Consider the following 26877-nt stretch of genomic DNA (forward strand, 5'->3'; position numbering starts at 1 on the left):
AAGCTGTAACTATATAGTTGCAGCTTTTGTATCATTTTGAATTAAGCTCGAAAGACCTATTGCCTGTATTTTTTCTGACAATTTAAAGCTAATCTCACCTGGAAATATTACATTAATTTGATCAAGTTTTAAATCTTCTAAAGATATTTGCATTGATTTTGTAATGCTCGGTGTATTTGTATATTTAATTTCAAACCCCAAGCGTTTTCCATTTTTAAAAATTAAAAGATCTATTTCCGCTCCATTATGAGATGACCAAAAATAACATTCTTCGGGTTCGGCTTTATAATATCTAACAATTTGTTCTAAGGCAAATCCTTCCCATGATGCACCTATTTTAGGATGAGTGCTTAAAGCTTCATAATTATTTAAGCCTAATAAAGCGTGATATATTCCACCATCTCTAAAAAAGATTTTTGGAGTCTTAACTTGTCTTTTTTTAAGGTTTTCATACCAAGGCTGCAAAATACGGATCATAAAAGTTCCCTCTAAGTTCTGAAGCATTCAATATATTAGCGTGATAATGGCAAAGCATTAACCAAAACCTACGTAACTGCATAGACGGAATTGTAAAACCTAAATTTGGTATATCTCTTTCTAAAAATGTTTTAATGTAATTCTGACGCCATAAAGCACTTAACTCTTCATCATCTGCACGATATGATAAAGGAAATCCGCCGCGTATCCATAATTGCTGAGTACCTGACACTTCAGATAAGGTAAACGGTGTCATTTCAATATAACCTATTCTACCTGCTAGTGTTTCAGAACCTTGTTTAATTAAGTCTCTTGATGCACTGCCTAGTACTAAATTTAATATCAGTTGTATCAACAAGAACTCTTAAAATAGGAAATAGATTCGGTTTATACTGAATTTCATCAATAATAACAAATCCTTTTAGATCAGACAAAGCAAGCATCGGTTCATTTAATCTTGCTAAATCTAAAGGATTTTCAAGATCAAAAATATTGATTTTAGGAATATTATAAGCTTCTACGAATTGTTTAGAAAGTGTAGTTTTTCCGCACTGCCTTGGTCCTAACAAGGCACAACTTTATGAGTTTTAAAATGTTTTATTATTGATGAAAGGAATTGTTTTCTAAGCATTTAAATTAGTACTCTGAAAATTAGAAACATAACGTCTAATTCTCAGTATAAAAAGAAAAAACGACAAAGTCAAAACGCTTTGTCTCGTGCTGCAACTATAATCGCATGTATTTTTTTAAGCGTCCTGTCAAAGTCATCGTTAGTAACTACATAATCATACTCATTAGCATGTGATATTTCGTTTTGTGCCAACTGCATACGTAATTTTATTGCTTCTTCATTATCGGTCGCTCTATTTCTTAAGCGTTGTTCCAATACTTCAATATTAGGAGGCAATACAAATATAGTAACAACATTAGTAGCATTTTTCTTAATACTCCTTGCTCCTTGCCAATCAATATCAAACAAAACATCCAAGCCTTGATTTAATAACATTTCGACGTATTCTTTAGGCGTACCGTAATAATTATCATATATTTTAGCATATTCAAGGAATTTATTCTGCTTAACTAATTCTTCAAACTCTAGACCGGTCTTAAAGTAATAGTTTATGCCCTCTACCTCTCCTAAACGTGGTTTTCTTGTAGTTGCCGAAATAGATAAACGTAAATTATTATCTATTTTCAATAATGCTTTAGCTAAACTCGACTTACCTGTACCTGAAGGGGAAGATAAAATTATAATCAGTCCTTTAGAGTTCCTCGAAAGTTCTACTTCTAGAGGTAATTTAGACGTCGCTGCGGTGCTACGTTCCATGTCTCCTTTAAATTCCTCTCTATAAGCGCATTTCTGAAGAACTCTTTTATTTTTTGTTGTCATATTTTATGTTTTATTTCGTAGGTACAGCATATTTCAGAAAGATTTAGACAAGATGCATTTAAATGCAAGCCTGCGAAAGCAGTAGGTAAACTACGTGAGTGAGTACAGGCGAGTCATGCAAAATTCGCTTGTATCAAGCTTTATGAATTATTCTGTACTTTTCTTTTTATTACCTCATCCATAGTACAATTAAAATATTTTGCTATTTTTAAAATAGTATCTATTTCAGGGTTGAATTCACGATTAGCTTCCGCTCTCATAATTCTGCTAACAGTAGTATAAGGGATATTAGTGACTTCGGCAAGATATTTACGATCTATCTTTTCTTGTTTTAATTTTTCTTCTAAAAATTCTTTTACTTTAGTAGCAAGTGCCATATTAATAACCTCTGAATAAATAAAGGATAGATATATACAAAGTCGAGTATTACCAGCCTTGTTACATGGATCGAAAAGCCTACTCAATGTCATTCCCGCGTAAACAAAAATCTAGTAAAACCATATAAAAACAAGTTTTTATATGGTTATTTTATCAAATATATAACTTCTGTAGCAATATTGAAGTTATTTTGCTGCTTTCCCACCTACACGGGAAAGCTTTGTTGCTAGTATTTTTTATTGTTGTTTGGCCCCCGTGGTCAAGCCACGGGGTGACACACAGGGAATTGTACCGATCCATGCAACAATGCCTACGCGGTAATGACATAGAGTAAAAAAAACAGAAATTACTCCTTAGGCAATAATACTTGTACAAATTCCGTTTTAGATAGATCAGCTGCTACGTTTACCATAACATCATGTTCTGTCACTTTAGACACATAGCCCACTAAAATACCTGCAGGATAAATATTACCGTGTCCAGAGGTTACTATCTCCTCATCTTTCTGTACTAAATGATTGTTAGGCAAGTATAAAATTTTACTATTATTATTAGTACCTGCTAAAATACCTTGTTCTCTTGAAAAATTAGCTTTAATAGGTATTCTAGAATTAACATCGCTAATTAACATTACTTTCGCATAATTATTACTCACTTCTATTATTTTTCCTACTAATTTTCCTGAATTAACAACGATTTGATCAGGTTCAATGCCTTGCTTTTTACCTGCAGAAATCAAAGCAGTTCTAGAAAAGGGATTAAAGGAAACACTCAGTAATTTAGTAGTAATATATTCAAATTCTTCTTCCTCAGCAATCGTTAACAAATCTTTTAATGCAATGTTTTCGGCTCTTACCAATTCTACTTCACTTTGTAAATGTTGTAATCTTGCTATCTCAAGTTTAAGTTCTATATTTTTTCGTTCTAAATCTTGAAAATAAACAAATTTTTGTGTTATTGAATTTATATATTCAAATATATCTTCATACACTGCTAAACCGATTGATACTATACTACCGGTTACTTCAAGTGATATACTAGATATTTTTTTAGGTGTAGCAAAAAATAAATATACAGACAATCCAAGCCCAAATATAACAAAAAAACGCTTAAGAGTATTTGATATTATTCTTATTAATTCTAATGAATTTGAAGAATTTTTTACTCTATTTGCAAGTATTGCCATTTTTAATCCTGTTTAAATAGTACATGTTTTAGCTTTGTAAAATCTTCAAGTACTTTTCCTGTTCCAAGTGCCACACAAGAGAGGGCATCATCTGCAACTATTACTGGCAATTTAGTGGCTTCACTAAGAACAAAATCAAGATTTCGTAATAATGAGCCGCCGCCTGTTAAAACAATTCCCTTATCAACTATATCTGAAGATAATTCAGGAGGTGTTGCTTCTAGTGCTACTTTTACCGCTTCAACAATTTGACTTACCGGTTCAATTAGACTATCAGCAATTTGTCTTTCGTTCAATATCATTTCTTTAGGAATACCATAAATTAAATCACGTCCTTTAATTTCCATCTTTCTCGGCTCAACATTTTCATCTACATAAGCCGTACCTATTTCTTGCTTTATCTTTTCGGCAGTAGCCTCACCTATCAATAGGTTATAGTGCCTTCTTATATATGAGATAATAGCTTCATCCATCTTATCACCGCCGACTCTTACCGACCTTGCATATACTATGCCCCCTAGTGACAAAACTGCAACTTCGGTAGTGCCTCCTCCAATATCAACAATCATCGAACCGGTTGCTTCCGTTACGGGTAGCCCTGCCCCGATCGCTGCCGCCATAGGTTCTTCAATTAAATAGACATCCCTACCCCCTGCACTTTCTGCTGCTTCTTGGATAGCACGACGCTCAACCGGCGTAGAACCGGAAGGCACACAAATAACAATTGTCGGCCCAAAAAAAGAGCGACGATTATGTACCATTCTAATAAAATACTTTATCATTTCCTCTGCACCCTTAAAATCGGCAATAACACCATCTTTTAAAGGTCTTTTTGCTTCAATATCCGTAGGAGTACGCCCAAGCATCATTTTTGCTTCATGACCATAAGCATAAGGCACAAAAGCACCGTCTTTTTTTATTAACGCAATAACAGAAGGTTCCCGTAGAACAATTCCACAATTTTTTTGATAGACAATAGTATTTGCCGTACCAAGATCTATGGCCATACCGGAAGAAAATCCTTCCAAAAATTTCATTATCATTGTATTTTTTCTCTCTAAATTCTAAAAACACTTCTATAGAACTGTTAACAAAATAAACAGTCCCATAGTAAATAGAAATTTAATATAGACGAAGTTTAATTTGGAAAAGAGCGAGAAGCCTCGGAATTTTTGACCGCAGCGTAGAATACTACGTGAGGATCAACAATGAGAAGCGACGATGCCAATTTTTCAAATTAAACTTCGTCTATATTAAATTTCTTTATAATGTAACATAATAAAGTTACTAATAAAAAATATTAGCATACTAGGTAATAAAATAGCAGCAATTAAAGACAAATTATTATAAGTAAGTATTTTTAATAATATTTCTGATAACGAATATGCTATAAAACCTGAAAATAAACCTAATAGCAGTATTTTTTCTTGGGAATTATCACGCTGTTTAAGACTAATAAAACAACTTGCTAAAATTACGGTTGCCATCATCATTATAGGCTTAAATAATTGCTTGTAATAATAAATTTGATAATTAATAGCCGGTAAACCTGAATTTAATAATTCATGAATTAATTTAGGTAAAGCCCAAATAGAAACCATTTCAGGACGAATAAATTTATTTACTAAACTATTAATTGATAAATTTGTCTGCATAGTTAAATTATTGTAAGCCTTAGTTTCCTCTTTTGTGAAAACCTTAACTCTATTTAAATGTAACATTTTATTTTCAATAATACCGTATAATGCATCAATTCTCTTTAAAAAAGAATTATTATGATCAACAAATAAAATTGTAATATTATTTAATTTTTTCTCGGCAACATTAATAAATTGTGTTTGGATAATTTGAGTTTCATCATTTAAAGATTCAAAAAATAATAAGCCTGATTTAGATATTATACCCTCACTCAAGGCTTTTTTAGTTAGTTTTGCTTCTAATAACTCATATTTTTGTAAGCCTATAGTACCGATAGGATTCAATATAGTCGTAAAAACTATACCTAACATTAAAGTTACAATACATGGAATAACAAGCACTTGCCAAATATGAATACCGCTAGATAACATAGCCGTTAATTCATTATTTTTTGTTAGATTTCTAAGAAAAAATAACATAGCGGTAAAACTAATTAATGAAGATACTTGACCTAGTAAATAAGGAATCTTATATAAGATAAGTCTCCAAAAAAAACTAAAAGGAACATAAATATTTTTGAATTTTTGTAAAAGATCAAAAACATTTGAGATAATTAATAGCCCGATTAAAAGAAATAATATAATAAAAAAACACTTAGAATATAATTTAGTAAGATACCAAGAAAGTGTTTTTAGATTAATCATTATAAATTCAGTGCTAATGCGAATTTAAATAAGAATTTGTGTGGTGGGGCTGGTAGGACTTGAACCTACGACTACACCGTTATGAGCGGCGTGCTCTAACCAACTGAGCTACAGCCCCTTTTCATTTGAAATTTATATAATTATTATGCAGTTAAGTCTAGTAAAATTTTTATATTTTTGAGGTATCGCCTAAAAAACAGGGCAATATGGTTCAGTGTTTTCGTCATTGTGAGGAATTACAAAGTAATTGACGAAGCAATCTCAGGAGTTTGTTGTTATTTCATGAGATTGCCACACAGCCTATGGCTTGCAATGACGGTTTGGTATCCACGCATCAACGCTTTCGCAATAATAACATCAAGTTATAAATAAAAAAAGGCCGAGTAGTAAACTCGACCTTTTAGGATACTATAATTAGTAAATAATTTTAGTGGTGTACAACTGTTACAGCTCTACGATTATAGGCAAAAGCTTCTTCAGTATTACCCATCATAGCAGGTCTCTCTTTACCATAAGAGATTGTATTTAATCTGTTATGATCGATTCCTTTATGAACTAAGAATTTTTGCGCTGCTGCTGCTCTTCTTTCACCTAAACCTAAGTTATATTCTTTGGTACCTCTTTCATCGCAATGTCCTTCAACAGTAACTTTTACTTCAGGATGCTTTGATAACCAGCAAGCTTGTCTCTCTAGTTCTTCTTTAGCCTTTGGTGATAAAGCAGAGCTATCAAAAGCAAACCATACTGCATTTCCTGCATGCTTCTCGAAATCTTTCATTAATGAAGTTTCTTCACTTTGATTCATATTACCGTCAAATTGCGGTGCTCTTTTTGTTGTATTACACCCTGCAAGCACACATAATGCAAGAAAAGCTAATGCAATTTTTGTTTTCATAATTAAACTCCTTGAGATTATAATTTATTAATACTGAATTCATTTTAGCTAGTCATAAAACTAAACTAACCAAAAGCTATGTGAGTTAGTATATATCATTATTTTATTAGTTTAAAGGCTAAAATATTATAAAATGCAATTACTCATGTATAAATGTGGTAAAAATATCATTTAATACAAGTATATACTTTGGATAAATAGATAGATGCAGTTTAATGGGGAAAAGAGGAATCGATTTTGAAGCTTATAACCGCAGCGTATATATAATATGTGAGAATTATAAGCAAATAAGTAGTGTTGCCAATTTTTCAAATAGACATCTTCAGAAACTCGCTTATAGAGAGGAATTTGAAGAAGACACGGCACACAGAACCACAGCGTACATAGAGGTACGTGAGGATTCGAGTACAGGATCAACGTACAAATTACCTCTAGTAGTAGAGTTTCCGAAGATGTAATACAACGAGTATATTCACCATCTAATGAATGCACTGCCCCAAGTAAGACCTGCACCGATAGCTGAAAATAGTAGAATATCACCTTTTTTTATTTTGCCTGATGCTTTGAGAGTACTCAAAGCAAGCGGAATAGAAGCAGCAGAGCAGTTAGCATGTTTGTCTACGGTTTTCACTACTTTATGCTCTTCTATATTTAATAGTTCAGCGAGTTTATTTATAATACGGATATTTGCTTGATGAGGTATAAAATAATCAATATCGCTTACACTGAATTGATTAGCATGCAGTAAATCTTTTATAGATTGTTGCATTTTTTCTATTGCATGACGAAATAATTTTTGCCCCTGCATAACTATTTTGCCACTAATACCGTTCATACTTACACCACCGTTTGTGTATAATATTTCATCATAATCAGCCCCACTTGAGAAGATATTACTATCTATTAAACCGGAATCATCACTACTACGCTGTAATATTACGCTACCGGCCCCATCACCGAATAAAACGCAAGTAGTCCTATCATTCCAATCTAATAACGACGTCATTTTCTCGGCTCCTATAAGCAAAATAGTTTTATATTTATCTGATGAGATAAGAGAATTTGCTACTTGTAAACCATAAACAAAGCCGGCACATACTGCTTGTAAATCAAAAGACGGTATATTAGTTAAACCAAGATAACCTTGAAGCTTAGAGGCAACCGAAGGGAAGCTATTATCGGGAGTAGTAGTACATGTAATAATTAAATCAATATCATTTACCGATATCCCTGCATCTGCTATAGCTTTTTCAGCTGATTTTAAAGCAAGATGGGAAGTATATTCTGTATCACCTGCTATATGACGCTGCGTAATACCTGTTCTTGTTCTAATCCATTCATCGTTAGTATCTACGAATTTTGCAAGCTCGTCATTACTAACTATTTTTGAAGGAAGATACCCGCCGCAACCAATAATTTTACAGGTCATAAATCTTTTAGGCTACTTCTTCTTCAGTTTTAATTTTCTTTGTTACTACTAGACGATTATTATAAGTACCGTCGACTAAAGAAACGTGATGCGGAAGCTTATATTCACCGGTTTGCGAATCAACTATTACGTTAACTTTGCCAAGTGCTAAGTGCGAACGTCTCATATTACGTCTTGATTTTGATGTTTTTTTCTTTGGAACTGCCATTATTAGTCTCTCTAAATATAAATTAAAAAGTATTTGTCAAATTAGTGAAGCAGTATATTATAATCTTGTAATAAAATCTAGATAAAATTAAACTTATGAAAATTTTTATAACATACATTTTTAGTATATTAGCCTTTTTTTCCTTAAGCGGCTGCAAAACTATCGAAAATAGAGGGCAATCTATAGATGATTCGGCACTTGTAAAATTAGAGTCTAAAAAACTAAATAAAACAGAAGTCGTAGAGTTAATAGGTACGCCTACTATAGTACCGGAATATTCCCAAAATACCTGGTATTATGTTGAAAGAGTTATGTCTCAAAGAGCTTGGCTCAATCCAAAAATTGAAAAGCAGAAGATAGTAAAAATTACGTTTGATGCTAATAATTTTATGCAGGAAGTAGTAGTAATAGATGATTCTCATAGACAAGATATAGAAATAGTCCATGAATATACTAGGACATATGGAACGGAACTTAACGGACTACAAAAATTTGTTAAAAATTTAGGTAGATTCAATAAAACCACTGACGGAAATAAAAACAAAAGCAAAAATAAGAAAAAGAGATAAGTACCTTAATCATCATTGCAAGATGGCTTATCTGTGTAGATACCTAATCGTCATTGCGAGCCATAGGCTGCGTGGCAATCTCATGAAATAACAACAAACTCCTGAGATTGCTTCGTCAATTACTTACGTAATTTCCTCGCAATGACGATTTGATATTCACGCAGACGTAACACCAACACCCATAAAACAAAAAACTATCTAATATGATTTCGATATTTAGTAAATTAAAACAAAGTTTATCTAAAACTTCTAATAAAATATCGGAAGGTATCGACAAAATATTTTACAAGAAAAAATTAGATGCAGGAACTCTAGAAGCGCTAGAAGAGCTACTTATCTCAAGTGATATGAGTGTTTTGGTAGTAACTAATATTATTGAAGAGTTTAAAAAGGTAAAATTTGACAAAGAAATAGATAGTGATACAGTAAAAGAAGCCCTTGCTAAATTAATAGAGCAGCAGCTATCAAAATCAGCAATTCCTTTTACTTTAAGCGAAAATAAATTAAACGTAATTTTAGTTTGCGGTGTTAACGGAGCAGGTAAAACCACGACTATAGGTAAGCTTGCTGCAATGTACTCGGCACAAGGGAAAAAAGTAGCAGTTGCAGCCTGCGATACTTTTAGAGCAGCTGCCGTAAATCAGCTAAGTACTTGGGCAGATAGAGCAAATGCACTACTTATTACCGGTGAAGAATCAGCTGACCCCGCAAGTGTTGCTTATCGCGGGATGGAAGAATCGATAAAACAAAATATCAATATACTTTTTATCGATACAGCAGGTAGGCTTCATAATAAGAAAAATTTGATGGATGAACTGTCTAAGATTGTAAAAGTTATAAAAAAACTAGACGAGAATGCCCCCACTCATAGTATTTTAGTCATTGATGCTATTACCGGACAAAATACCTATAACCAAGTAGAACATTTTAATGATGCTACTAATTTGACGGGGCTTATCGTGACTAAACTAGACGGCAGTGCTAAAGCGGGCGTAATTGTCGGAGTAGTACAAAAATTTAATTTACCCTTATACTTTATCGGTATAGGCGAGAAGATAGAGGACTTAAAAATATTCAACCAACATGATTTTGCTAGAAATTTAGTGGGGTTGTGAGGTTTTGCTACGTCATTGCCCGCACGAATATTGAGTCGTCATTGCGAGTAGCCGTAGGCTGCACGGTAATCTCATGAAGTAATAATAAACTCCTGAGATTGCTTCGTCAATTACTTACGTAATTTCCTCGCAATATGACGATCTAATTAAAAATAAAATCATAAAATGACTCAAAAAAATACCTTATTGCTCATAGACGGATACGGATTTGTTTTTAGAGCCTATTATGCACAACAGCCTTTAACTTCACCAAAAGGCGAGCCTGTCGGTGCTCTTTACGGTTTTACTTCAATGCTGCTAAAATTACTGAGCGACTTTAAGCCTAAACATGTCGCTGTAGTATTTGACAGCGGCGGGAAAAATTTTCGCCATCAGATTTATCCCGACTATAAAGCTAACCGCCCTCCACCCCCTGAAGATTTAATTATACAATTACCTTTAGTTCGTGATGTTGCAAGTAACTTAAATTTTCCTATTCTAGAGAAGAACGGTTATGAAGCCGATGACATTATCGCAACCTTTGCTACTAAAACTGCTGCACTTGGCGCACATGTAGTCATTATCTCTTCCGATAAAGATTTATTACAGCTAATGACTGAAAACATCAAGATATATGATCCGTTAAAAGGGAAATATATTACGGAAGATGATGTGGTTAAAAAATTTGGTACTACTTCTGATAAATTACGTGAAGTAATGGCTTTAATCGGCGATAGATCGGATAATATTCCGGGTGTACCATCTATTGGACCAAAAACTGCAAGTAGTCTTATAACACAATTTGGTTCTGTAGAAAATATATTTAACTCTTTAGACCAAGTCTCAAGCGTAAAACAACGTGAAACTTTACAAAATTCAAGAGAAGCGGCGTTAATTTCATGGCAGTTAATAGGGCTTAATTCTAATGTTGATTTAGATTTTCAGCTAAATAATTTAGAATGGTCACCTCCAAATAGCGATAAATTAACAGGATTTTTACAGGAATACGGTTTTAGATCTTTATATAAAAGAGTAGAAAATTTATTGGATATTAAAATTAACGACCACAAAGAGATAGCAGATAATAAAGTAACGGAAATAAAAGAAATTAATAATGCTAATGAGTTAGCAGACTTTGCTAAAGAAGCCACGAAAATAGGAATATTCGGGATATATTTATTACAGCATAAAGGAGCTAATCTTGCTTTTATTTTATCACTGCAAAACCAAAGCTATATTATTAAAATTTCAAACACTTCTCATGATCTATTTTCTTATAATACTAAAAGTAATAACAACTGGTTTTCGGATATAATCTTCAATTTACTAACCGATAAATCCATAAAAAAAATTACTTACTCTCTTAAACCTCTACTTAAATTTTATGCAAACCAATCTCATGACATTACGGCTATAGAAGATTTAGAATTAATGCAGTATGCATTATCTGCTGGTTTATCACAGAAAAATTTATTTAAAGAAGTTTTGAAAGAACCTTGGATAGAAAATATAATTATCGAATCAGCAAAAATAGTAATAAACTTTATCGCACTTTATAAGCAAACTATATGGGAACTTAAAGACAACAAAACCTTTAGACTTTATAGCAACATTGATTTACCTATTTGTTTTATTTTAGATAAAATGGAGAAAGTGGGTATTACAGTAGATGCTAATTACCTAAAACAATTATCCGCTGAATTTGGAACAGAAATTCTAAAACTTGAAGAAGAAATTTTTGCTCTTAGCGGAACTAAATTTAATATTGGTTCGCCAAAACAATTAGGCGAAATCTTGTTCGAAAAAATGCAATTACCTTTCGGTAAAGCTTCAGCTAAAGCAAGCTCTTACTCAACGGGAGCGGAAATACTAGAAAAACTTAGTGAGCATGGATATAATATTGCAGATTTGTTATTAAGATGGAGGCAACTAACAAAATTAAAGAATACCTACACCGATAGTTTGCCGAAACAGATAGATAATATAACACATAAAGTACATACGACATTTTTACAAACTTCTACCACTACAGGAAGACTTAGCTCACAGGAACCTAATCTACAAAATGTACCTATTCGCTCTAGTGAGGGGAATCAAATCAGAAAAGCTTTTATTGCTGAAGAAGGTTATAAATTAATATCTGCCGATTATTCTCAAATTGAGCTTAGAATATTAAGCCATATCGCAAATATAGATGCACTAAAACAAGCATTTATCAATAAAGACGATATCCATACTCAAACTGCTTGTCAGATCTTTAACTTACAAAAACACGAACTAACTAGCGAACATAGGCGTAAAGCAAAAGCTATAAATTTTGGTATCATTTACGGTATAAGCGCTTTTGGGCTTGCTAAGCAATTAAACGTTACTAACGGCGAAGCATCCGAATATATCAAGAAATATTTTGCTGAATATAAAGGAGTGCAAAAATATATGGAGCAAACAAAAGCTTTTGCAAGTAGCAACGGCTATGTCACAAATTGCTTTGGCAGAAAATGTTTTGTACCTCTAATTCATGATAAAAAGCTTAAACAATTCGCAGAACGTGCGGCTATTAATGCTCCGATTCAAGGAACTAATGCCGATATAATTAAAATTGCTATGATCAATCTAGATCAAGAAATAGAAAAACGTAAACTTAAAACAAGATTAGTACTGCAAATTCATGATGAATTACTATTTGAAGCACCGATTGATGAAGTAGAAATTATAACACCTATTATTAAAAAAATCATGGAAAATTCTACTAATATGGCTGTACCGATTATAACCGAAATTAGAGCAGGTAATAACTGGATGGAAATTCATTGAAGGTGTATCATTCCTAGCTAAAGGCGGCGTTATTGCATGACTTGCTGTCATTCCCACAAAAGCAGGAATCCAGAAAAATAACTTCAACATATAATACAGCATACATATTTGATAAAATAAGCATATAAAAAATCATATATTAATATAACATTTGAAGAATTTTAAAAGGAGCGTAATGTATGAAAAATTTTATATTTACGTCTGAGTCAGTTTCTGAATGGCATCCGGACAAAATTGTCGATCAAATTTCAGGTACGGTACTTGATGAGATTCTAAAACAAGACCCTAACGGTCGTGTTGCCTGTGAAACATTTGTAACAACCGGTCTAGTTCTAGTGAGCGGCCTAGTACCTATGTGGATATTGAGCAAATAGTACGTAGCAAGATACAAGAAATCGACTATAATAATCCAAATTATGGATTTGACGGTAGCTGTTGTGTCGTAATTTCAGCTATCATTAACAATCACCCGATATAGCTATGGGTGTTGACAATGCAAATGACGATGAAATAGGTGCAGGAGACCAAGGTATGGTTTTCGGTTATGCCTGTAATGAAACGGATAGTTTCATGCCCGCACCGATTTACTACGCTCATTTATTAATGAAAAGGCAAGTATATTTACGTAAACAAAATATCTTGTCTTGGCTTAGACCCGATGCAAAATCTCAAGTCACGTTACGATATGAAAACAACAAACCAATTGCCATTGATACAGTAGTTTTATCAACTCAGCATCATCCGGAAATACAACAAAAAGACCTTATTGAAGCAGTAATGGAAGAAATTATTAAACAAGCATTACCAAGCAATTTACTTCATAAAGACACTAAATACCTAATTAATCCGACGGGTCGGTTTGTTATAGGCGGTCCCGTTGCAGATTGCGGTTTAACCTGTAGGGAAATTATCGTGGACAGCTATGGAGGAATGGCAAGACACGGCAGCGGTTGCTTTTCTGGAAAAGATCCAACAAAAATAGATAGATCGGCTGCTTACATGGCACGCTATATTGCTAAGAATATAGTAGGAGCAGGACTTGCCGATCGCTGTGAAATACAAATATCCTACGCAATAGGCATAGCTGCTCCCGTATCTGTTTATGCTGAAACTTGCGGTACTAGCACATTAAGCAACGAACAAATTACTAAGCTCATAACACAGCATTTTGATATGCGTCCAGGAAAAATTATTAAACATCTTAAGCTTCGCACTCCATGTTATCAAAAAACGGCTTCTTACGGTCATTGCGGCCGAGAAGACGTAAATTTTACATGGGAACAATTAGATAAAGTAGATATATTGAGGTGAGTAATTATTGACATTTATTCGTAATACATGATTATTTTGATCCCTGCTTAACTAGCTAGTTGAAAATATGGTTGAGAATGTAAATAATAATAGAAAGTTCGGTAACTTAGAAAATTATGATAATCAACTTACAAATACTGCTCTAAACAAGAATAACCAAAATAAACTGAAAGAACATTATGAAAATATCACTCAAGCCTTAAATAACATACGGAAATATGAGTATGAAGCAAAAGCAACTCAGTACTGCGCAATGCTTGACGATACCCGTACCTATGATCAATCCACAAAAGATTATAATTTAGGCTCAGCTCATTTTATAACGGCTAAGCGTATAAAGCTTTAAATCCTGACGAAAATACAGGTAAAAAATTAGACCATTTTATGGATGGCTTAGATGAGATTTATAAGCAATCCTTTTTACGTAAATTAACTAGCTCAACTGAATTACCACCAGCAGAACAGTTAAAAAAATCTTTAGAAAAAACTACAAATGAAATATATGATAAACTACAAAAAACCGGAGAAGCATATTTATCATATTCTAATGCTCCTACTAATACAGGATTACATACAAATGTTATAAAATATTCTAAAGAAAACGGAAAAAATTATCGTATATATATAATGCCGGTGCTGGGGTAAGAGCAGATAATTCAAAACTAAATCAAACACCAAAAGATCAATTAATACAGGAGTATTAGAAGATAAAAAATAAGAAGTTAAAACCAATAATACATTCAATAAAAATTCAGAACCTAAAAAACAAACTATCAAAAATAAATTTTATAAGTATTTAAGTAAATTAACGAGAAAATTGGGATTAAAATCCATAAGTAATTATTTTGAAGAATTAATTAAAGACCCAAATCTTGAGCAAAATATCAATTTAGAAAAAGAAGCAAAGTTAATAGCAGACAAACATCGACTAACAAAATATATGGAACTTAGCGATAATAAAAATAATAATGCAGTATTTAGCGGTAAAAAAACATCAAAGAATATTACTCAATTATATCAATTATAGATTCATTTTACTGTCAATTCAGGTATTGCCTATAAAAAGTTGACTCAAGGTTTCGATGCTGCGAGGCATTGGCTTTGTTTCATGGTTCGGTTTTTTCGTCATTGCGAGGAAAATTACGAAGTAATTGTACGTCCGCAATCTCAAGTTTGTTATTATTTCATGAGATTGCCACGCAGCCTATGGCTGCTCACAATGACGACCCGATATCCACACAACAATGCCTTGCGGGAATGACAGTGGAAAACCGAACCACTCAACAACTACGCTATTTACTATATCCTTTTAAAATCTCAAAATCTTGTCCTTGGAGCAAGAATTTTTCAGGTAATATAATTTTTGCTACAAAATTTTTTACATCTGCGCTTTGTAAATAGATTGTAGCTTTAGCATTACTCTGATCTTCATTATTTATACGAGCTGCAAGCAAGGTTACTATCTGCCGTAATTCTTCATGATTTTGTGGATAAAACTGTAGTTCAAATTGTTTATTATTAATTGCATCCTCAATTGATGAAAAGCTTTTTGCCGTTAGTTTTATTCCGCCCTCATCTTTAACTATGTCACAATTAACAACTACCAAACTTTTAACATCAAGTAAATGTACATAATCTTTTAAAACTTCCTCACTAAAAATACTAAGTTCAAAGATATTCTCAGGATCAGAAAGCACGAGCGTCACAAACCTACCTCTTGCCGACATACGAGAATCCTTTTTTTGTATTACACCGGCAAGATTTACTCGGTTAGTACCATCAGGTAAGTTATTATGCAAATCCGCAGTATTTAAAATATTTAAACGACTAAATATTGCTTGATATTCCGTAAGAGGATGATTAGAGATAAATAAACCCATAGCCTCAAATTCATAAAAGGCTAAAGTATTTTTATCGGCATAATCGCTTGATACTAAAATAGTTGGACTTAAACTAGAAACTTTAATTAAGCTAAATTGATTAGATTCCTGCTCTTCGTGATATGCAGTTGAATAAGAAAGCAATTTTGGAATGCTTGACAATAATTGCAATCGATTATCATGCAGCTCATCAAAACAGCCTGACTTGATTAAATTTTCCAATAATTTACTGTTAATAGATTTTGGGGGTAATCTTTCAATAAAATCAGTAATTGATTTAAACGCCCCTCTTGCTTTTCGCTCATCCGTTACTAATTTACCGAAATTCGGCGTAACTCCCTTAATAGCACCTAAGGCGAAGATTATTGCACCCGCGATGTCACACCGTGGCTTGACCACGGTATCTTTTGAAATTTCCTGGATACCACGATCAAGTCGCGGGATGACAGGCTTTACGCTATGCGGGATGACAGTGTCCGAAAACTTTACACTAAAATACCCTTCAGAAATATTAATATTAGGTGCAATAATTTTTATGCCGTTATCTTTTGCTTCTTGTAAAAATAAATTAATTTTATCGTGATTATTCAATTCAAGATTTAAGCATGCTACTAAAAATGCAGCAGGATAATTAGCTTTAAGATATGCAGTTTGGTATGAAATAACACCGTAAGACGCAGCATGTGCCTTATTAAAACCGTATCCGGCAAATTTAGCCACGGTCGCAAAAATGGATTTAGCTTGAGATTCCGAAATATTATTAGCAATTGCTCCTTTAACAAAAATTTCTTCCTGCTCCTCCATTTCTTTTTTTATCTTCTTACCCATTGCTCTCCGAAGTAAATCGGCAGCTCCTAGCGTATAACCTGCAAGAACCTGAGCAATTCTTTGTACCTGCTCCTGATATATCACCACTCCGTAAGTTTCTTCTAAGATTGGTTGCAATAGCTCATGTAAATAATCAGGCTGTTGTAATTTATGCTTACAAGCTATATAGGTAGGAATATTTTCCATAGGACCAGGACGGTATAACGCACCAAGAGCTATCAAATCATGTATAGAATCAGGTTTAAGGCGTCTAAGTGCATCTTTCATCCCGATACTTTCAAATTGGAAAACGCCGACTCCTTTACCTTTACACAACATTTGATAAGTCTTATTATCATCAAACGTCATATTGTTAAAATCTACTTCTATCCCTTGCTCTTTAAGCAGTTTCTTACAATCGGTAATAACCGTTAGGGTTTGTAGCCCTAAAAAATCAAATTTAACTAAACCGGCAATCTCGGAATATTTCATAGAATAACCGACTACCAGCATATCGGAGTTAGCATCTTTATATACCGGTACTATATCGACTAAATCAGTACCTGCTATTACGATTCCTGCAGCATGAGTTGAGGAATGCCTATGCAGCCCCTCAAGAATTAACGAAGTATCAATCACTAACTTAATTAACTCCGCTTCACCATCTAAATTATACAGCCCATTACCTTTAGCGGCATTTGCAAGCTCCGGAACTTCACGCATTGCCTGTTCTAAGCTAACTGGATTAACTGCACTAAAAGGGACAAGCTCCGTTAGATAATCAGCGAATTTATAAGGTAAGCTAAGCACACGAGCAACATCCTTAATTACAGCCTTTGCCTGCATCTTACCGAAAGTTATAATCTGTCCTACTCTATTATTACCGTATTTGGAACGTACGTAATTAATTACTTCCTCACGCCTTTCCTGACAAAAATCAATATCAAAATCAGGCATTGAAATACGTTCAGGATTTAAAAATCTTTCAAATAATAAGCCAAATTTAATCGGATCGAGATCAGTAATAAGCAAGCTCCAAGCAACAACCGAGCCTGCTCCCGATCCTCTACCCGGTCCGACTAAAATACCCTCTTTTTTACTCCATTTAATAAAATCAGATACAATCAAAAAATAACCGGCAAAATTCATATTACAGATAATATCCAGCTCATAATTAAGACGAGCAAAATATTCGGTTTTCAATGCTTCTTGATTCTCTAACGCAATATTTTCAGATTTAAACTTTGTAGCAAGCCTTGCAAGCAACCCTTCTTTTGCATCTTTTTTAATTAAATCCGTTTCACTAATATCTTTGGTGGCAAAATTAGGCAGCATCGGCGGGTTTGCATGTGCGGCAAAATAACAACGCTCTCTTAAATTCACAGTATTTTGGATGGCACTAGGTAAATCGGAAAAAAGCTCTATCATCTCATGCGGTGATCTAAAATAACAATTTTCGCTAACTGTTTTTCGATCCAGATATTCTTTAGTAACACCGGCTGATATACATAACAATACATCATGTGCATCATGCATGCTTTTCTCACTAAACAAAACTTTATTAGTAGCAACAAGCGGAATAGCAAGCTCGGCAGCAATTCTAATATAACTATCCTCAATAAACTGTTCTTCCGGTAGCTCATGTCTCATAATCTCAAAGTAAAAACGATCTCCTAAAATTTCCTGTAATTTACGTGCAAACAGCATCGCTTTCGCCTCGTTGCGAGCTAGCAAGCATTTTCCGACAATACCGTCGGTATAACAGCATAATCCTATTAATCCTTCTTGATATTCGATTAAATCTTCAAAATCAATGTGATCGCATATCTTACGATCATTTTTAGTAAAAGTAAGGCTTGATAGTTTGAGTAAATTTTTATAACCAGTTTCATCTTTAGCTATAAGCAAAATTTGAGCAAAAATATCTATATCGTATTTTATATTTAGAATAACTCCGTGTATCGGCTGCAGTCCTTTTTTTACTGCACATAATGCAAACTCTAATGAGCCGAATAAATTTCCCTTATCTGCCAAACAAATAGCAGGCATTTTATTCGATGAAGCAAGTTCTACTACCTTCTCAATCGTTAATGCACTTTCTAGAAAAGAATAAGAGCTTTGAGTTCTTAAATGAATAAATTCAGGTCGCATTTTAAATTAATGTTAAAGTTTATTGTCTTACTGTATGACTCCTTATGTCATTCCCGTAAACTTTTTATGTTATTCCCGCCTACGCGGGAATAACATCGGAAGCCTTAACGACAAGACTAAATTTTACTTCCGACTGCATAATATCTAAAACCGATTTTTTTCATTGCTTCATTATCTAGTATATTTCTAAAATCAATGATTATCGGTGATTTTACTAAATCATAAATTTCTTGCCAATTAAGTTCTTTAAATTCTGACCACTCAGTTGCAATAACTATAATATCTACTGATTTACAGGCGTCAACTGCTGAATCTAAATATAGCAAATTTTTATGTTCCAAATTCTTTTTAGCATTTTCAAGACCGATAGGATCAAATGCTTTAACATATACATCTTTATTTAATAAGATCTTTACAATTGCGATGGCAGGGCTTGCTCTTACATCATCTGTTCCTGCTTTATATGTTAAGCCTAAAATTGCTATATTTTTACCTTTTAAATCTCCGTCTAACAAAGTAGCTATTTTATCTACCATATTACTTGGACGCTGCTTATTACTTTTAATTACTGCCTTAAGAATCCTACAATCTATATGATGATTTTCTACAAGATTATTTAATGCTAGAATATCTTTTGGAAAGCACGAACCGCCAAAACCAGGTCCTGCATTTAAAAAATTTTGACCGATTCTTTGGTCAAGTCCTACACCTTTAGATAAATCTTTAATATTACCGCCGATTTTTTCACATAAATCAGCCATCTCATTAATAAAAGCAATTTTGGTAGCTAAGAAACTATTTGAAGCATATTTAATAAGTTCACTCGTCACTAAATCGGTAACCACAAACTTTACACCTTGTAAAGGTGCATAAATTTTTCGCAATATTTCCTCTGATTCTTTATTATTTACACCGATAACTATACGATCAGGATATAAAAAATCTTCTACCGCACTACCCTCTCTTAAAAACTCAGGATTAGAAGCAACATTAAATGAAAAGCCTCTTGATTTTAAATAAGCTATAATATTACTGCAACTACCCGGCGGAACGGTAGATTTTATGACTATTAAACAATCTTTATTTATATGCTCGAAAACTTTATCAATAGCATCATAAACATATTTTAAATCCGCTTCTCCCAACCCTTTTGAAGGTGTACCGACCGTAATAAATATTGCATCAGCATTTTGAAGTTCATTATTATAAATATTTGTAAATTTTAACCTATCAGATTCTAAAGCTTGCTTAAGATACTCATCAAGTTTAGCTTCATAAATCGGTAATATTTGCTTATTTAATTTGGATATTTTAACCTCATCATTATCAAGACAAGTAACATTATGACCTAAATAGCCCATAATAATACCTGAGACTAATCCCACATATCCGCTACCGATAAATGTAATATTCATAATTTTTTGTGATTTTTATATTAAATTTTTAAATTATACGTTATATTCCAAGTGTATACCTCAAATAAATGAAGAGTAGTATAGACGAAGCTCAATTTCAAAAAGTACAAGGAGTCCACAAGACGAGGAACAGAGCGTATACTTAATACGTGAGTACCGGAGTACTTGTAGGATGACGTAGCCAATTTTTGCAGTTCTATCCGAGTATATAAAGCTTTTATCATATTTCAATAGATTTACAAACTCAAATGAATTTTATTAAAAAAACCTTTATTAGTATTTTTATAATTCTGATTTCATTATCTTTGGCTATAACTCTAACTGTTTATAGTGCAAATAAAGGACACTTAAATGAACCTTTGAAAAAAATAATTGAATTTTATTTAAGTAAAAATGATATAAAGGCTGTACTACATAATTTAGAATTTAAAGAAAACCGGTTATCCATAGATAAAATTTCCTTAAGTCTTATAGATAATGCTAGAGGAGAAGTTAACGATTTTAATCTTTTCTTTAATTTCAAAAATTTCTTCTCTAATGCGCTAATAGAGGCTAATTTTAATATCGATAAAATTTACGTAATTTCAAATAACGATGAAGAGATTATAAATACTTCAACGACCGGTGATTATTCGTTAAATATAATTAAAAAAAATTCCCTAACCAACATACGACTAACTTCAATAAAAAGTGATATCCTAACTGATGAGCAAGGAGCAGACTTACCTCTAGGAAATGCTTTATGCTCATATAAAACCACCTATTCTAAATATAATCCAAAGACTGTTAATTGCAAACTCACCTTTGGAAACAAAGCTTTTTTATCACTAAGCGGTATAATAACCGATAAAAATATCGATGCAAGTGCAGCTGCCGCAAATATGCCTTTAATAATTTATCAAACAGTCGAAAAAATCATTCCGGATAATCCTATAATCTCATATTTACGAGAACATATAAAACAAGGTTACATCCAAAACGGAGAATTAAATATTAAATTAGATAAAAAATTTTTAAAAAAAAATATTTTAGTAGAAGATAATTTAAAAGCAAATTTACATATCTCGAATTTTGAATATAAATATCATACAGATTTACCACCTTTGACTAAAGTTGATACTAATATAATCATTTCAGGACCGGAAATAAAATTTCTAATTAATGAAGCATATAGCGGTAAAAGTGTCATTTCAGACGGTATTATGACTTTCAAATGGGAAGGACTGGATAAATCACAATTTGTTTTTAATGCTACTGCTAAAGGTGAAATTAATGACTTAATTGCCTTTGTTCCAAATGATGCATATCAAAATATTAAAGCTCAAAATATTGATCTTAAAAAAATCAAAGGAACGGCAAATTCAATAATAGAGCTAATAATTCCTATTAGCCCCAATATCCCTAATAGCTATAATGTTTTGTCGACATTAACAAATATCTCTTTTAACACCTTAGACAATAATATCCTATTACAAAACGGTGAAGCCAAAGGTAGTTTTAAAGATAATAAACTAAATATTAGCGGTAAAGGTAACATTAATAATTATGCAAGCAGCTTTACTTATGATCATGATATATCGGATAAAAATAATGAGTGTTTACTTAAAATAAAAAGCAATATTACGGCAAATAATCAAAGATTTGGAGTATTTAAATTAATTTCAGGCAGCACCGTTTTAAATTTTGAGTATAAAAAACAGCATACTAATGAGAGTTTTATTACCGTTAATTCTAATCTTAATAATTTAGAATTTTATATAGATAAAGTATCTATTCATAAAAAATTATATAAAAAAGCCAATTTATATTTATATACTAAATTAAATGATAAAAATTTCGATAGAAATATTGTATTTAACCTTTCAGGGCAGGATAATCTAAAAATTAACGGTAATGCCTTAATTAAGAAAAATATTTATAATATTAATCTAGCCTCTGTTAAACATAATCATACGGATTTAAAAGGAAACATAATCATAGATAACCATAATCTTAATACGACACTTTATGGAAACAGATTAGATTTATCAAATGCTAATATGATGCAGTTTTTAGAAAAAGCGGGAGATTCTACACGTAATATTAATTTAAAAACTAATATATCAAAAATACTTTTAAAGAATAATATAATTCTAGGTAATCTTGATTTAGCAATTAAATGTGATAAAGTACGGTGTTTCTCCGGCTTTCTAAATGCTAATATTGATAATAAAAAAGTTAAGATGTCGCTTACTGCTAAGGAAACTTTTGAACAATGGTTCATTGAATCCGATAATGCCGGAGCATTGCTTAAGGGACTTGGAATGTATACCACTATGCAAAACGGTCAAATTAACATCAACTTAAATACAAAAAGATATGAAGTACAAAAAGGTGAAATAGTGCCAATATTAGACGGCAAATTTTCTATAAAACATTTTACGGTAGTCGATACTCCTTTTTTAACACGGCTTGTTTCCTTTGTTTCGTTGCCGGGTTTTCTTAGTTCAATAACTAATAATAAACATATTTTATTTGAAGATATGAGCGGTAAATTTAATTATAGAGGAAATATAATTACAATTTTTGATACGGAAGCACATGGACCGTTCTTTGATTTTACTATAACAGGTAATATTGATACCAAGCAGCAATTAATTATGGTTAAAGGAAATGTTATTCCTTCCTTTTTCTTAATCAGCACTATTGTAACTAAAATACCGGTAGTCGGTAAAATATTTTCCAAAGTCGCTCCTTACTCCCTAAAAATGAAATATTAAGTAACTATTTAAAGCTATTAGATTTCATGTACAAAATTTTTAATCATTCCTTTATGTCATTCCTGCGAGGCATTATTGCGTGTGTACCTAATCGTCATTGCAAGCGACTGAAAGCGTTGTTGCATGGCTCAAAAAACGTATTCGGTGTTATACCATGGCTTGACCACGGTATCCAGAAAACAACTAAAAATACTAACAATATTAGTATTTGGGTCCTGCTACAAACTTGCGGGATGACAGAAGTGGAAGCAAGCCATGCAACAAAGCCACAACTGCAAGAAGCGTGGTGGCAATCCAGAAATAATAATAGAATATTCTGTAAATCAGAATTTTTTACTGGATTGCTTCGTCGCAACTTACAGTTTTTCCTCACAATGACGTTGAAGATCAATTCATGCAAGAATGACACAAATAACCATACATATTTAATCGGTATTTTACTTTTAGGCTTAATTTCCGGTCTGACGTTCAATTTAATTTTTTTTACAGTTCCATATCAATTATCCGAAGCAAAATACACCACTGATATAATAGGTTCGATATCACTAGCTGCCTTTCCGTATTGCTTAAAGGTCATATGGTCACCTTTTATAGATAAATACTCTATACCTTTTTTATGTTCTAAATTCGGTCACAGGCGTGGCTGGGCATTGGTATCACAAATATTTTTAATCCTAGCGATGACGGGGTTCTTAAACATAAGCCCTTGTAATAACTTATATATTACTGCAATTATCTTATTTATTATTTCATCCTGCAGTTCTACACAAGATATTGTACTTGATGCATATAGAATTGAGAGACCTACATCTAAAGAAGAGCTTTCAATGGCTTTTACCTTTAGTAGCATAGGGTTTCGTTTAGGTATGTTACTTGGCAGCGTCGGTACTTTATATTCATCAATTATTTTCGGCTGGAATACAGTATATAAATCGGCTCTATTCATTACTCTAATTGGACCTATAGTAATTTTATGTATCAAAGAACCACAATCAAAAGAAATACACCATACAACTACTCATTTAATAGGATTACAACAATATTTTGAAGTTATTAAAAAAAGTATTATCTCCTTAAAAAATGAACAGCAATATTTACTGCTAATTATATTGTTTATCTTTTTATATAAGGCTGCGGATTCTATACCTATGGCTATGAGTTCGCCTTTATTGCTCGATTTAAGTTTTACTACTCATGAAATTGCCGTTATTTACAAAGCTTACGGGTTACTAATCATGATCATCGGAGGAGCTTTAAGCGGCGTTTTAGCTGCAAAAATGGGTATATTGCATAGTGTCTTAATTGGTGGAGTTATTCAATTATTGTCACCTCTTATGTTTATGATTCTTGCTACTATCGGCTATGATATAAAGACATTTATAATAACTGTTACAGTACAAAATTTTTGTGCAGGCTTTGCAGGAACTATTATCTCTATCTATTTTGCTAGCCTTTGCAATAGTGAATTTGTTGCCACACAGTATTCTATTATTGCATCTTTTAGCTCGCTTAGCCGTATTATTCTAGCTAGCCTTGGCGGTATTTGTGCAAAATATCTTACTTGGCCTGTATTCTTTTTAGGTAATACTCTGTTTAGCATGTTATTTATCCCGATATTTTATAAAATATATAGAAAGAAACTAGGCTTTGTGAATATTTCTAAAAAGATATGACAATTATTAAAAAAAGTTTATAATATTGATATATATATTTCTGCGCAATGAAGAGTCAGAATTTTTATGAAACTATATAGTTTTCAAGAACATTTATTAGAATTAAAAATAAGGCTTCTTAGAATATTTACTGCTTTTATAATTATATTTGCTATTTGCTATTACTTTAGCGACACTATTTATAGTGTTTTATTAAAACCGCTTGCTAAGCTAAGCGGTGATACGGTACGAAATATAATTTATACAGGGCTTACAGAAGCATTTTTTACCTATATTAAACTTGCAGCTTTTACTGCTTTTACTATTATTATACCTATAATTGCTTTGGAGTGTTATTTATTTATCAGTCCCGGGTTACACCGCCATGAAAAAAAAATTATCGCTTTTATTCTTTTTATGTCGCCTATTTTATTTTGGTGCGGTAGTATTTTTGTTTTTTACTTTGTAATGCCGAAAGCTTGGAATTTTTTTCTTAGTTTTGAAAAACGTGATATGATCGTACCGATAGTTTTGGAAGCAAGAATTAGCGAGTATCTAAATTTAGTTATTCATTTAATTATTGCTTTTGGAGTCGCCTTTCAACTGCCAGTTGTGATAATGATATTAAATATACTAAAAATAGTTAAGGTACAAACACTTAAGCAAAAAAGATGCATTGCCGTGGTAATTAACTTTATTATTGCAGGAATATTAACGCCTCCTGACATTTTAAGCCAATTTGCTCTTGCAATACCGCTACTTTTATTATATGAAACTTCAATAATGATATGTAATTTTATAGAAAAACTGAGGACACTAAATGTTAAATATCAAATGGATTAGAGAAAATAAAGAATTGTTCGATGAAAAGCTTAGCCAAAGATTTATTGAACCTATGTCTAGTAAAATTGCTATGCTCGACGGAAAGAAAAGAAAAATTACGAGTTTAATTCAAGAATTTCAGCATGCACGTAAGGTAAAATCAAAGATTTTAGGTAATATGGCCTCTAAAAGCGGCGAAGAATTTGAAGGGTTACAAAGAGATGTCAAACATATAAATGAGAAGTTGGAAGCACTTGAACAGGAGCTCAATAATAATAACGAATTAAATGAACTATTAAATATGTTTCCTAATATTCCGGACGAAGAAGTACCTTACGGAATGGATGAAAGTATGAATAAATTAGTTCGTACTTACGGAGAGACAAATCCAAATGCTTTGAATAAACAGCATTTTGAACTAGGTATAAAATTAAATTTAATGGATTTTGAACAAACTGCTAAAATTTCTGGAACTAGATTTGTAACGTTAAAAGGTGATTTAGCAAAGCTAGAACGTGCTTTAATTAATTTTATGATTGATGTTCATACTAAAGAGTGGGATTTCTTTGAGATATCACCTCCGGTATTAGTTCGAGATAATGCTATGTATAATGCAGGACAACTACCTAAATTTGCCGAAGAGTCTTTTGCAACAACCAATGGTTACAGACTAATTCCAACCGCAGAAGTATCTTTAGTAAATATGGTCGCCGATACTATTATACCAAGAGAAAAATTACCGATACGTTATGTTGCTTACACCCCGTGCTTTAGATCAGAAGCAGGTAGTAGCGGTAAAGATACAAGAGGTATGATTAGATTACATCAGTTCGGTAAAGTTGAGCTAGTATCTATTACTACCCCTGAAGAATCAACAAATGAGCATGAATATATAACTAATGCATCAGAGACTATTTTACAAAAACTGAATCTTCCTTATCGTGTTATGTTACTTTGCACCGGAGATATGGGATTTGCGGCAAAAAAAACCTATGATATAGAAATATGGCTTCCGGGACAAAAGCAATATCGCGAAATTGCTAGCTGTTCTAATTGTGGAGATTTTCAAGCACGTAGAATGAAAGCAAGATATAAAGAATTCGGCAGTAACGAAACTACCTTAGTTCATACTTTAAATGCTTCAGGATTACCTATCGGAAGAACTATGGTTGCAATACTTGAAAATTATCAGAATGAAGATGGATCAATAACTATACCGGATGTCTTGATAAATTACATGGGAGGATTACAAAAAATCATTGCCTATAGTGAATAATTGTTTATTAAATATAAAATAT

The 26877-nt window shown here is 32.4% G+C and carries 21 protein-coding genes, 1 tRNA gene and 2 pseudogenes; 12 read left to right on the forward strand and 12 right to left on the reverse strand.

Annotated features, from left to right (window positions below):
• Positions 1 to 9: 9 nt before the first annotated feature.
• The 8 genes and pseudogenes from RAF_RS06040 to pal all read right to left on the reverse strand — a co-directional run bounded on the left by RAF_RS06040 (position 10) and on the right by pal (position 6668).
• A pseudogene (locus tag RAF_RS06040) lies at positions 10 to 1108 on the reverse strand (ATP-binding protein).
• Positions 1109 to 1177: 69 nt separating this feature from the next.
• A complete protein-coding gene (gene gmk, locus RAF_RS06045; RefSeq protein ID WP_010977760.1) occupies positions 1178 to 1867 on the reverse strand; it encodes a guanylate kinase in 690 nt (229 codons plus the stop codon).
• 140 nt (positions 1868 to 2007) lie between these two features.
• Positions 2008 to 2337, reverse strand: a complete 330-nt coding sequence (locus tag RAF_RS06050; RefSeq protein ID WP_012720019.1) for a helix-turn-helix transcriptional regulator — start codon at positions 2335 to 2337, stop codon at positions 2008 to 2010.
• A gap of 254 nt (positions 2338 to 2591) precedes the next feature.
• On the reverse strand, positions 2592 to 3431 hold the full coding sequence (gene mreC / locus RAF_RS06055; RefSeq protein ID WP_012720020.1) for a rod shape-determining protein MreC: 840 nt from the start codon (positions 3429 to 3431) through the stop codon (positions 2592 to 2594).
• A gap of 2 nt (positions 3432 to 3433) precedes the next feature.
• Positions 3434 to 4474: a rod shape-determining protein gene (locus tag RAF_RS06060; RefSeq protein ID WP_004997403.1), complete on the reverse strand. Its 1041-nt coding sequence runs from the start codon at positions 4472 to 4474 to the stop codon at positions 3434 to 3436.
• 210 nt (positions 4475 to 4684) lie between these two features.
• Positions 4685 to 5773, reverse strand: a complete 1089-nt coding sequence (locus RAF_RS06065) for an LptF/LptG family permease (RefSeq protein WP_012720021.1) — start codon at positions 5771 to 5773, stop codon at positions 4685 to 4687.
• A gap of 41 nt (positions 5774 to 5814) precedes the next feature.
• Positions 5815 to 5891, reverse strand: a tRNA-Ile gene (locus RAF_RS06070).
• A gap of 309 nt (positions 5892 to 6200) precedes the next feature.
• Complete coding sequence (gene pal / locus RAF_RS06075; protein WP_012720022.1) at positions 6201 to 6668, reverse strand: peptidoglycan-associated lipoprotein Pal; 468 nt, start codon at positions 6666 to 6668, stop codon at positions 6201 to 6203.
• Between the two features lie 215 nt (positions 6669 to 6883).
• Here pal and RAF_RS06080 point away from each other — a divergent pair, with 215 nt between their 5' ends.
• Entirely contained in the window at positions 6884 to 7126 is a 243-nt protein-coding gene (locus RAF_RS06080) for a palindromic element RPE1 domain-containing protein (RefSeq protein WP_012720023.1), read from the forward strand.
• Positions 7127 to 7140: 14 nt separating this feature from the next.
• Here the strand turns inward: RAF_RS06080 and RAF_RS06085 are convergent, their stop codons facing one another.
• Together RAF_RS06085 and rpmF are read right to left on the reverse strand one after the other, a co-directional pair.
• Positions 7141 to 8097 carry a beta-ketoacyl-ACP synthase III gene (locus RAF_RS06085; protein WP_010977768.1) on the reverse strand — a complete coding sequence of 319 codons (957 nt, stop codon included), beginning with the start codon at positions 8095 to 8097 and terminating at the stop codon, positions 7141 to 7143.
• Positions 8098 to 8104: 7 nt separating this feature from the next.
• A complete protein-coding gene (gene rpmF, locus RAF_RS06090) occupies positions 8105 to 8305 on the reverse strand; it encodes a 50S ribosomal protein L32 (RefSeq protein ID WP_004997395.1) in 201 nt (66 codons plus the stop codon).
• Positions 8306 to 8400: 95 nt separating this feature from the next.
• Between rpmF and RAF_RS06095 the strand changes: the two genes are divergently transcribed.
• From RAF_RS06095 to RAF_RS06130, 7 genes and pseudogenes are all read left to right on the forward strand, one after another.
• On the forward strand, positions 8401 to 8874 hold the full coding sequence (locus RAF_RS06095) for an outer membrane protein assembly factor BamE (RefSeq protein ID WP_010977769.1): 474 nt from the start codon (positions 8401 to 8403) through the stop codon (positions 8872 to 8874).
• Positions 8875 to 9077: 203 nt separating this feature from the next.
• The gene (gene ftsY / locus RAF_RS06100; RefSeq protein WP_012720024.1) at positions 9078 to 9989 is read left to right on the forward strand and encodes a signal recognition particle-docking protein FtsY; all 912 of its coding nucleotides are present in this window, start codon (positions 9078 to 9080) and stop codon (positions 9987 to 9989) included.
• A 165-nt stretch (positions 9990 to 10154) separates the two neighbouring features.
• On the forward strand, positions 10155 to 12782 hold the full coding sequence (polA, locus tag RAF_RS06105) for a DNA polymerase I (protein WP_012720025.1): 2628 nt from the start codon (positions 10155 to 10157) through the stop codon (positions 12780 to 12782).
• Positions 12783 to 12961: 179 nt separating this feature from the next.
• Positions 12962 to 14093 (forward strand): annotated as a pseudogene (metK, locus tag RAF_RS06115) (methionine adenosyltransferase).
• 67 nt (positions 14094 to 14160) lie between these two features.
• The gene (locus RAF_RS06120) at positions 14161 to 14439 is read left to right on the forward strand and encodes a hypothetical protein (protein ID WP_041471954.1); all 279 of its coding nucleotides are present in this window, start codon (positions 14161 to 14163) and stop codon (positions 14437 to 14439) included.
• A gap of 38 nt (positions 14440 to 14477) precedes the next feature.
• The gene (locus RAF_RS06125; protein WP_041471955.1) at positions 14478 to 14738 is read left to right on the forward strand and encodes a hypothetical protein; all 261 of its coding nucleotides are present in this window, start codon (positions 14478 to 14480) and stop codon (positions 14736 to 14738) included.
• Positions 14739 to 14910: 172 nt separating this feature from the next.
• Positions 14911 to 15120, forward strand: coding sequence for a hypothetical protein (locus tag RAF_RS06130; RefSeq protein ID WP_041471956.1), 210 nt, complete (start codon positions 14911 to 14913; stop codon positions 15118 to 15120).
• A 265-nt stretch (positions 15121 to 15385) separates the two neighbouring features.
• On the opposite strand, the gene dnaE is transcribed toward RAF_RS06130, so the two are convergent.
• Positions 15386 to 18931: a DNA polymerase III subunit alpha gene (gene dnaE, locus RAF_RS06135; RefSeq protein WP_012720026.1), complete on the reverse strand. Its 3546-nt coding sequence runs from the start codon at positions 18929 to 18931 to the stop codon at positions 15386 to 15388.
• A gap of 116 nt (positions 18932 to 19047) precedes the next feature.
• Complete coding sequence (locus tag RAF_RS06140) at positions 19048 to 20346, reverse strand: UDP-glucose dehydrogenase family protein (RefSeq protein ID WP_012720027.1); 1299 nt, start codon at positions 20344 to 20346, stop codon at positions 19048 to 19050.
• Positions 20347 to 20594: 248 nt separating this feature from the next.
• On the opposite strand from RAF_RS06140, the gene RAF_RS06145 reads away from it, so the two are divergent.
• The 4 genes from RAF_RS06145 (at position 20595) to serS (ending at position 26855) form a co-directional block, all read left to right on the forward strand.
• Positions 20595 to 23105, forward strand: a complete 2511-nt coding sequence (locus tag RAF_RS06145; protein WP_012720028.1) for a DUF3971 domain-containing protein — start codon at positions 20595 to 20597, stop codon at positions 23103 to 23105.
• A 26-nt stretch (positions 23106 to 23131) separates the two neighbouring features.
• A complete protein-coding gene (locus RAF_RS06150; RefSeq protein WP_012720029.1) occupies positions 23132 to 24778 on the forward strand; it encodes an MFS transporter in 1647 nt (548 codons plus the stop codon).
• 66 nt (positions 24779 to 24844) lie between these two features.
• Positions 24845 to 25600: a twin-arginine translocase subunit TatC gene (gene tatC / locus RAF_RS06155; protein ID WP_012720030.1), complete on the forward strand. Its 756-nt coding sequence runs from the start codon at positions 24845 to 24847 to the stop codon at positions 25598 to 25600.
• Entirely contained in the window at positions 25578 to 26855 is a 1278-nt protein-coding gene (serS, locus tag RAF_RS06160; RefSeq protein WP_012720031.1) for a serine--tRNA ligase, read from the forward strand. The genes tatC and serS overlap by 23 nt, the downstream gene beginning before the upstream one ends.
• Positions 26856 to 26877 lie beyond the last annotated feature (22 nt).

The organism is Rickettsia africae ESF-5 (assembly GCF_000023005.1).
In the GTDB taxonomy this organism is placed as follows: domain Bacteria; phylum Pseudomonadota; class Alphaproteobacteria; order Rickettsiales; family Rickettsiaceae; genus Rickettsia; species Rickettsia rickettsii.

Bases quoted from the DNA above. Each gene is read 5' to 3' on its own strand.
- gmk (WP_010977760.1), bottom strand. From the start codon at position 1,867: ATGACAACAAAAAATAAAAGAGTTCTTCAGAAATGCGCTTATAGAGAG.
- RAF_RS06050 (WP_012720019.1), bottom strand. From the start codon at position 2,337: ATGACATTGAGTAGGCTTTTCGATCCATGTAACAAGGCTGGTAATACT.
- mreC (WP_012720020.1), bottom strand. From the start codon at position 3,431: ATGGCAATACTTGCAAATAGAGTAAAAAATTCTTCAAATTCATTAGAA.
- RAF_RS06060 (WP_004997403.1), bottom strand. From the start codon at position 4,474: ATGATAATGAAATTTTTGGAAGGATTTTCTTCCGGTATGGCCATAGAT.
- RAF_RS06065 (WP_012720021.1), bottom strand. From the start codon at position 5,773: ATGATTAATCTAAAAACACTTTCTTGGTATCTTACTAAATTATATTCT.
- pal (WP_012720022.1), bottom strand. From the start codon at position 6,668: ATGAAAACAAAAATTGCATTAGCTTTTCTTGCATTATGTGTGCTTGCA.
- RAF_RS06080 (WP_012720023.1), top strand. From the start codon at position 6,884: ATGGGGAAAAGAGGAATCGATTTTGAAGCTTATAACCGCAGCGTATAT.
- RAF_RS06085 (WP_010977768.1), bottom strand. From the start codon at position 8,097: ATGACCTGTAAAATTATTGGTTGCGGCGGGTATCTTCCTTCAAAAATA.
- rpmF (WP_004997395.1), bottom strand. From the start codon at position 8,305: ATGGCAGTTCCAAAGAAAAAAACATCAAAATCAAGACGTAATATGAGA.
- RAF_RS06095 (WP_010977769.1), top strand. From the start codon at position 8,401: ATGAAAATTTTTATAACATACATTTTTAGTATATTAGCCTTTTTTTCC.
- ftsY (WP_012720024.1), top strand. From the start codon at position 9,078: ATGATTTCGATATTTAGTAAATTAAAACAAAGTTTATCTAAAACTTCT.
- polA (WP_012720025.1), top strand. From the start codon at position 10,155: ATGACTCAAAAAAATACCTTATTGCTCATAGACGGATACGGATTTGTT.
- RAF_RS06120 (WP_041471954.1), top strand. From the start codon at position 14,161: ATGGTTGAGAATGTAAATAATAATAGAAAGTTCGGTAACTTAGAAAAT.
- RAF_RS06125 (WP_041471955.1), top strand. From the start codon at position 14,478: ATGGATGGCTTAGATGAGATTTATAAGCAATCCTTTTTACGTAAATTA.
- dnaE (WP_012720026.1), bottom strand. From the start codon at position 18,931: ATGCGACCTGAATTTATTCATTTAAGAACTCAAAGCTCTTATTCTTTT.
- RAF_RS06140 (WP_012720027.1), bottom strand. From the start codon at position 20,346: ATGAATATTACATTTATCGGTAGCGGATATGTGGGATTAGTCTCAGGT.
- RAF_RS06145 (WP_012720028.1), top strand. From the start codon at position 20,595: ATGAATTTTATTAAAAAAACCTTTATTAGTATTTTTATAATTCTGATT.
- RAF_RS06150 (WP_012720029.1), top strand. From the start codon at position 23,132: ATGTACAAAATTTTTAATCATTCCTTTATGTCATTCCTGCGAGGCATT.
- tatC (WP_012720030.1), top strand. From the start codon at position 24,845: ATGAAACTATATAGTTTTCAAGAACATTTATTAGAATTAAAAATAAGG.
- serS (WP_012720031.1), top strand. From the start codon at position 25,578: ATGTTAAATATCAAATGGATTAGAGAAAATAAAGAATTGTTCGATGAA.